This is a genomic window from Sphingobium sp. WR1 (assembly GCF_059693745.1).
In genome coordinates this window covers 1-970 of record NZ_JCATID010000095.1, presented here as the reverse complement: position 1 = coordinate 970, position 970 = coordinate 1, and the positions used below count along the sequence as shown (strand labels likewise).

At 71.1% G+C, this 970-nt stretch carries 1 protein-coding gene; it reads right to left on the bottom strand.

Going from position 1 to position 970, the window contains the following annotated elements; translation table 11 throughout:
• The coding region (locus AC58EF_RS28550; RefSeq protein ID WP_497279743.1) for a response regulator transcription factor at positions 1-445 on the bottom strand (445 nt) is incomplete at its 3' end.
• Positions 446-970: the final 525 nt, after the last annotated feature.

Here is a 970-nt window from a genome sequence, read left to right as displayed (position 1 = left end):
GGCCGCCGCGATTCACCGTACGGCGATGCAGGTCCAGCACGATATCGGCGACCTTGAGCTGGTGCGCCTCGTCGTTGCCGCGGGATGCGGGGCGGCGGGCAAGCGCATTCAGCCGCGCCGCCAGCTCGGAGAAGGCAAACGGCTTGACCAGATAGTCGTCCGCGCCGTTCTCCAGCCCTTCGACCCGATCGGCGATCCCGCCGACCGCGGTGAGCATCAGCACCGGGGTGGTGTCGCCCGCGGCGCGCAGTGCCTTCACCATTGCGAGCCCATCCAACCCGGGCAGCATCCGATCGACCACGATCGCCTCGAACTCGCCGCCGGTGGCCTGGAACAGCCCGTCGCGGCCATCGACGCTGACCGCCACCTGATGCCCGGCCTGGGTCAACCCCTGCGCCACGAAGGCGCGGGTTTCGGCATCATCCTCGACGATCAGTATACGCATCTCACACCTTCACCTCGTCCCTGTGTCTGTGCGCCAACCGCCCCCCAGCGCACGGAACAGGGCGACCTCGCTCTGCGCAACAGCCAAGTCGGACTGGACCTGCTGGAGCGTGGCGGCGGCGGTGGCGCGCTGCGCATCGACCNCGCACGGAACAGGGCGACCTCGCTCTGCGCAACAGCCAAGTCGGACTGGACCTGCTGGAGCGTGGCGGCGGCGGTGGCGCGCTGCGCATCGACCTGAAGCAGCCCCGGCGCGTCGCCGAGGCGGACACGCGCCCCGGTCCGGCGGGCATAAGCCAGCGCCTCGCGCGAGGCCGTTTGCAGGTCGCGGTTGCGCCGCGTCTCCGCGTCATAGGCGGCCAGCGCCGTCTCCACTTCGCGCAACGATCGTAGCACGGCGACGTCCCATCCGGCGAGCGCGGCGCGCTCGGTCGCCCGCGCCTGCTCCAGACGGGCACGTGCCGGCGCCTGGTTCGGGAAGGCCCAAGTAACGAGCGGCGAGGCGACGGCCTCGAACCCGCCAGAC